Below are 5,817 nucleotides of genomic sequence, written 5' to 3' on the forward strand. Positions count from 1 at the left end.
GTCCCGTTGTGGTTCTGTTGCATGGACTGATGCGAACCGACAACTGCATGAAGTCCCTGGAAACCAAACTGCACGCCGAAGGGTTCGATCAAACGATCCGGTTTGGTTATGCGAGCACACGCGGTTCGCTGGCGGAGTCCGCCGCCGCACTGCGAGAAGTCCTCGAGCACCAATCGCCAGACGCCCAATTCGCTATCGTCGGCCACAGCATGGGCAACATCATCACCCGACATCTGATTGGCGACCTGCAGGCTGATGGCGATCCTGGCAACCTGCTGCCACGAATGCGTTCGATGGTCATGCTCGGCCCGCCCAACCAGGGCGCCGCGATTGCTCGCCGACTCGCTCCCACCGGCGTGTTTGGATTGGTCGCTGGCCCCGGCGCAATGGAGCTCGGCTCGCGTTGGTCCGAAGTGGAATCCAACCTCGCGACGCCACCGTTTCCGTTTGCGATTGTGGCCGGAAAGGTCTCTTCGCCGATTCCCAATCCCCTGGTCAACGGCGAAGGTGACTTTGTCGTCAGCCTCGAAGAAGCTCAGCTTGAAGGAGCCCAGACGGTGCACGAAGTGCCTGTGCTGCACTCTTTTTTGATGGAAGAACCTGAGGTGCAGGACTGGACGATCGAGTTCCTCCAGAACCATTGACCCATCAGCTCACCTCCCATTGAATCAAACGCGTTTTTCGCTCCAGAGTTTCAGCAACTCAACCAAATGATTCGCGGAGATGACCATCTCATCCAAACTAGCGAATTCCAGCACACTGTGAATGTTGTGCTGACCGCTGGATAGGTTCGGTGTCGGCAATCCCTTTTCGGTCAGTTGACTGCCGTCAGTGCCGCCTCTCACGATTGCCGTCTGACAAGGCAGACCAAGGTTTTCAAACGCTTGCTCGGCCAGAGTGATCGACTCGGGCAACTTGGCCAATCCATCGGCAAGGTTTCGGTATTGCCGACGCACATCACACTGCAACTCGATTCCCGGCCATGCCGCCGCGGCCTGCTCCGCCAGCCTGCGAACCCTGTCCGCATAAACCGCCAATTGGTCGCTCTCAAACGACCGCAGAATCAGCTCCACGCGAGTTTGTCCAACTCCGCCGACGATGTCATGCAAGTGAATGAAACCATCACGACCATCGGTGGTCTCAGGCGTCTCAGAATCACGCGGCAAAGAGGCCGCAAAGTCGGATGCCGCCCGCAGCGAGTTCACCATCCGATCCTTCGCAATGGCCGGGTGGATGTTGTGCCCGCGAAAAACCAGTGTCATCGCGTCCGCTGAAAAGGTTTCCACGTCGATGACGCCCTGGCCACCACCATCGACCGTGTAGGCCACGGTTGCATCCAACTGCTGCAGATCCAGTTTGTCCGTGCCACGACCAATTTCTTCGTCGCACGTCATCACCACGCGAACCGGCCCATGCGGCAGATGCGGATTCTCCACCAAAGCCTCAGCCAGTTCCATGATGATCGCCACTCCGGCTTTGTCGTCGCCTCCTAGCAACGTCGATCCATCCGTCGTGATCAATGTGTGGCCGACCATCTTCTCCAAATCGGGACACCCCGCGACGGTGATCGCATTGCCCGCAGGCAGCGGGATGTCACCTCCTGTGTAGGATGTCACCACTTGAGGATTGATCGACTCGCTCGGTGCTTCTGGCGATGTGTCCATGTGAGCGACCAACGCCACGGTGGGTGCCTGCCCGTCGATGGTGGCAGGAACCGTGGCGGTCACAACCGCATGCTCGTCCAAGATCACATCGATCAGCCCCATCTTTGTCAATTCGTCCGCCAACATCTTCGCCAATTCACGCTGGCTTTCGGTGCTGGGGTAAGCTTCAGATTGCGGGTCCGCAGCGGTATCAAGTCGGACGTAGCGAAGAAAACGCTGCAACAAGCGGTCTGGGTTGATCATCGGACGCGAAGTCCCTCAATTCGAAACACGGCCATGTGGGAGGCACCGTCGGGGCCTTTGCCGCCGGGGTAGCGATACTTCTCAGTATCCAACACAAACTTGCCTTCCACCATGATAGGGCGAGGAACAAAATCGGTTGTTCGGCCAGGCTGCATCTCAACCATCACGCAGTCAAACAACGCGGCACCTGGACCGAAGCAGCATTCCAGGTTGTCACGCACCAACACAAACTGGTCGATGTCCGTTTCTTTGTACAACGTGCTCGGCAGCATATAGCCTCGCAACCGCACCTGGCGACCATTCAGAAACTTCAATTCCTTGGTCAGTTGTTTCTCGTCGAAGACCTCGCCCTTCTCGATATCGAAGGTCAAATCGTCGAAAGAAATGTCGCCTTTCGCCAAATCCGCGAGGCTGCTCTTGCGAACCTCCACTTTTTCTCGCCCAGCAGCATCCCCTCGCATCGCAGCGCGACGTTGTTCAATGATCGATCGAGCCGTGGCAGTGCGTTCTTTTTGCGTCGTGGAATCGTCAGCACGCAAGAACGTCGAAAAGAGTGTTCCGATGGCAATGCATCCCACCATGCCAATCGAACCGATTCGCGATTTGAATTTCATCTGACGAGCATCCATCGTTCGAGAAAGGAAACTGCGGTGCCGGTCGCCTGCAACGCCATGCCCCATCGTACCAACCACTGCCGCAGGTCCCACAACAGCAAATCACGATCCGGGCCTCCGGAAATCACGATTCGGGCCGCCGGTTCTCGCACAGAAGATTCGCCGCAAGGCTATTTGTACTGATCGACACGCATTTTGTAGAACATTGCGTTCTCAAAGTCTTCTTTGCTCTGGGGGACGCGATTGACCTTGAACGTTCCCGCCAGTTTGCGTTTGGTCAAACCCGCTCGTACGGCCTCACCCGGCGGCAATGTCACTTCGATCATGTCGCTACTGCGAGGATCCCCGCCAAAACAGCACGTTCCAAGGTCGGGCACCAATACAAATTGACGAAGCATCCCACTGCCGCTGCTGGGGTGGATGTACCCCTTCAGAAAAATCGCTTCTCCATCGACCTTGAGCGCTTCTGCGGTGGGCACATCCGGCCCATTCGGTTCCGACTGCAATTTATAAAACGCGACGCGTTCATACCCCTCGGGAACCTCTGTCAAATACGTGTAGGTATGAAAACCAACGCCCCCGATCAGCAGCAGTGCACAGCCGGCCACACCAAGTTTCGCGACGCTCGCCCCACTGTACTCGTCCGGAAAACGGCTGATCGCCCGCAATGCGACCACACCCGCCAAAACTCCGGGCACCGCCAAAATCAACATCGGCGAAAACGTCGGCATCAACCCGGGCAACGACAACAACAAGAAAACCAACGATGCAATCGCACCGCGGTTGATGGCTTTGTAGGGAAACTCAGCAGCGTCTGCGGCCCCTGAAAACTGGACTTCAGCGGACATAACTGGAAACCAACGAATCGTAGGAAGACAAAAATCGAAGCAAAACGGTCCCACACCCATTTCAATCGGAAAACGGAGTGAGCCCCGGGTGCTACGAGCGAAAATGCCGGTGGGTTCAGGCGGGAATTCTCACGAAGTTCTACCTCCCCCAAACCACTCAGCCGAATGCTTTCCTCAACATCGCCAAGCTCTTTGGAATCGCGGTTTCGTGAGCCTCGCTGCCTTCGAATTCCAAACTGACATAGCCTCGGTAATCGACCGATCGGAGGATTTCGGCCACACGGTTGTAATCGATCTCCAGTGTGTACCAAGTCCCACCACCAAAATAGGTCTTGGCCTGCACAAACACCGCCTCGGGAGCCAACTGCTGGTACTGTTCGTATTGATTTTCGAGAAAATTGCCGGTGTCCATTGTCGCCCGCAACCAAGGCGAGTCGACTTCCCCGATGACACGCAAAACGCCATCGGCAGTGCGTCCCAGCCCCCAGTGGTTTTCCAGCCCCATCACCACGCCGCATTTCTCAGCAACCGGCAAACACTTTTCAAATCCATCCCGGACCCAACCAAATCCCTCCTCGTCCGTGTGGCCTTCCAGCGTGGGCTCGATGCCCTTGTTGGCCATCAGTTCATCGAAACTACCCGACGTGCCCCACCGACCGGTGTTCACCCGAATCGTGGGAATTCCCATCGCGTAGGCCAACTCAATGCAATGGATCGTGTGGTCGACGTTCTTCTGCCGTTCGGCAGCATCGGGCGAAACAAACGATTGGTGGGTCGACATCCCGCATAAACTCAAACCACGTCGGAACGCTCGCTGTTTGATTCGCTGCAACGCGCCGTTGGATTCGTCGGTCATTTGAACATGCAGCACCTCCACCGCATCAAACCCCGCGTCCGCAGCCAAATCCACACACTCCTCAATCGACAGCTTGCTGTCGTCGCGATACCGCCAATAGGAATAGGTCGACACCGCGATCGGATTTGGCCTCCGCGGAGCAACGACTTCTTCCTCGCCGGTGCCGGCTTGAGCCAACGCCACTCGACCGGAACATGCCGACGCTCCCGCCGTCGCAGCAACCCCTGCCAACCAAGCCCGACGTGAAGCATACTTAGGCGAGCCGACCACTTCTGAATTGCCGGACAACACCGGAGAAGGTCGATTGGTCTCAACGCTCATAGCGGATTCCTTGAGTGAGTGAATCAGTGAGTACGCGTCAGCCCGCCAAACTGGCCCCAGCACGGAACCACTCCATTGTAACGAGCCACATCGTTTGCAGATACAAACCTCCCCAATGATGTGAATCGTTCGACGACCGAACCACCACCGCACAACAACCACTCACGTTGAAGCGGACGCGCACCGCCATCGCTATTCTGCGACCGAACTTCGCGAGCTCTTCAGCACCAAAGACAAACAAAGCGGCAGCAATCGTGGCTGCCAACCGCTAAAACGAACCAAACCAGCCGCCTAAGACTTCGCCGCGGTTGCACAAGGGAACTGTGGCATTTGCCAAAACGGTTCATCGCCAACCCGCATGACAAACCAAGAAAGGCATACCGCAGGCCTAGCGCAACAACCATGTTGTCGGACCGGTCCACTTGGTTGCGTTAGGACTAACATAGGGTGTAGACGAAGATTGCCCCGACCAACAGCGTCAAAAATGCAGCGGCGACCATCACGAGGGAGGAAGAGCGATCGCGTGTAGCCTGCGAGCGCTGTAGCGACATTCGCCGTTGCGATTCCCGTTCAATCCAGTCGGGGTCATCCAAAACGAATCCCTCGCCGGTCGGGTCGCCGACAAGTGTGCATTGCAGGTGGGGGTATTCGGCGACGACCGATCTACAGTAACGAATCGCGTGATCGCGCGAGTCGAATGGGATCGTGTTCGGGTTTGGGCGAGAGTTGTATTTGTCGAACGGCGGAGAAGGCTCGAAGACGATTCCAGTGAACGGATCGCAATGAACTACGCCGAGTCCTGTCGGTTCGTCGTTTGTCATCTGAGATCGCTAGGTCCGACAACGGAAGGTCTTTACGAAACCGCCCTAAACGAAGCGAGCGATGCTTGAACGACGGACAAGTGTACCAAGGCCATGGCCCCTTGCCAAAGAGCCAAGGTGTGCCGCAGGCCACAACGTAAAAACCATGTTAGCGGACACTGAAGCGTCAGAACGGTATCAATTACGTTTGATCGGCAGGTCAGTACCGGACGGGATTGAATCACGATCGACCTTGCCAACCGTTGCGGCGAAACCAAATTCGGACAGACGCGATTGCAGCCAGCACATCTCAGTGCGCGTACCAACGTAAACGACACCCGGAATGCGGTTTTTCATTGCCGGGACATCAGAGAAGTCGGTGTTGAGGTCGCCATGCAGGATTTTGCAGGCAGATAAACGTTTTGAGCCAGTCAGGTCGACATCCAGGCCCCAAGATCGGAAGAGCGTCGT

Annotated in this window: 7 protein-coding genes; 1 reads left to right on the forward strand and 6 read right to left on the reverse strand. The window is 56.6% G+C overall.

The window, feature by feature from the left end:
- A partial coding sequence (locus ACF8AM_RS00135) for an esterase/lipase family protein (protein WP_392553674.1) occupies positions 1-644 on the forward strand: 644 nt, incomplete at its 5' end.
- A 24-nt stretch (positions 645-668) separates the two neighbouring features.
- Here the strand turns inward: ACF8AM_RS00135 and pepT are convergent.
- The 6 genes from pepT to ACF8AM_RS00165 form a co-directional block, all read right to left on the reverse strand.
- Positions 669-1,907, reverse strand: coding sequence for a peptidase T (gene pepT / locus ACF8AM_RS00140; RefSeq protein WP_392553675.1), 1,239 nt, complete (start codon positions 1,905-1,907; stop codon positions 669-671).
- On the reverse strand, positions 1,904-2,521 hold the full coding sequence (locus ACF8AM_RS00145) for a DUF3299 domain-containing protein (RefSeq protein ID WP_392553676.1): 618 nt from the start codon (positions 2,519-2,521) through the stop codon (positions 1,904-1,906). Before ACF8AM_RS00145 ends, pepT begins: the two co-directional genes overlap by 4 nt.
- A gap of 170 nt (positions 2,522-2,691) precedes the next feature.
- Positions 2,692-3,369 carry a DUF3299 domain-containing protein gene (locus ACF8AM_RS00150; protein ID WP_392553677.1) on the reverse strand — a complete coding sequence of 226 codons (678 nt, stop codon included), beginning with the start codon at positions 3,367-3,369 and terminating at the stop codon, positions 2,692-2,694.
- A gap of 157 nt (positions 3,370-3,526) precedes the next feature.
- Positions 3,527-4,546 carry a sugar phosphate isomerase/epimerase family protein gene (locus tag ACF8AM_RS00155; protein WP_392553678.1) on the reverse strand — a complete coding sequence of 340 codons (1,020 nt, stop codon included), beginning with the start codon at positions 4,544-4,546 and terminating at the stop codon, positions 3,527-3,529.
- A gap of 437 nt (positions 4,547-4,983) precedes the next feature.
- Complete coding sequence (locus ACF8AM_RS00160; protein ID WP_392553679.1) at positions 4,984-5,367, reverse strand: hypothetical protein; 384 nt, start codon at positions 5,365-5,367, stop codon at positions 4,984-4,986.
- Between the two features lie 177 nt (positions 5,368-5,544).
- On the reverse strand, positions 5,545-5,817 hold a 273-nt coding region (locus ACF8AM_RS00165; RefSeq protein WP_392553680.1), incomplete at its 5' end, for a hypothetical protein.

The sequence above is a fragment of the Rhodopirellula sp. JB055 genome (assembly GCF_043100905.1).
GTDB lineage: Bacteria > Planctomycetota > Planctomycetia > Pirellulales > Pirellulaceae > Rhodopirellula.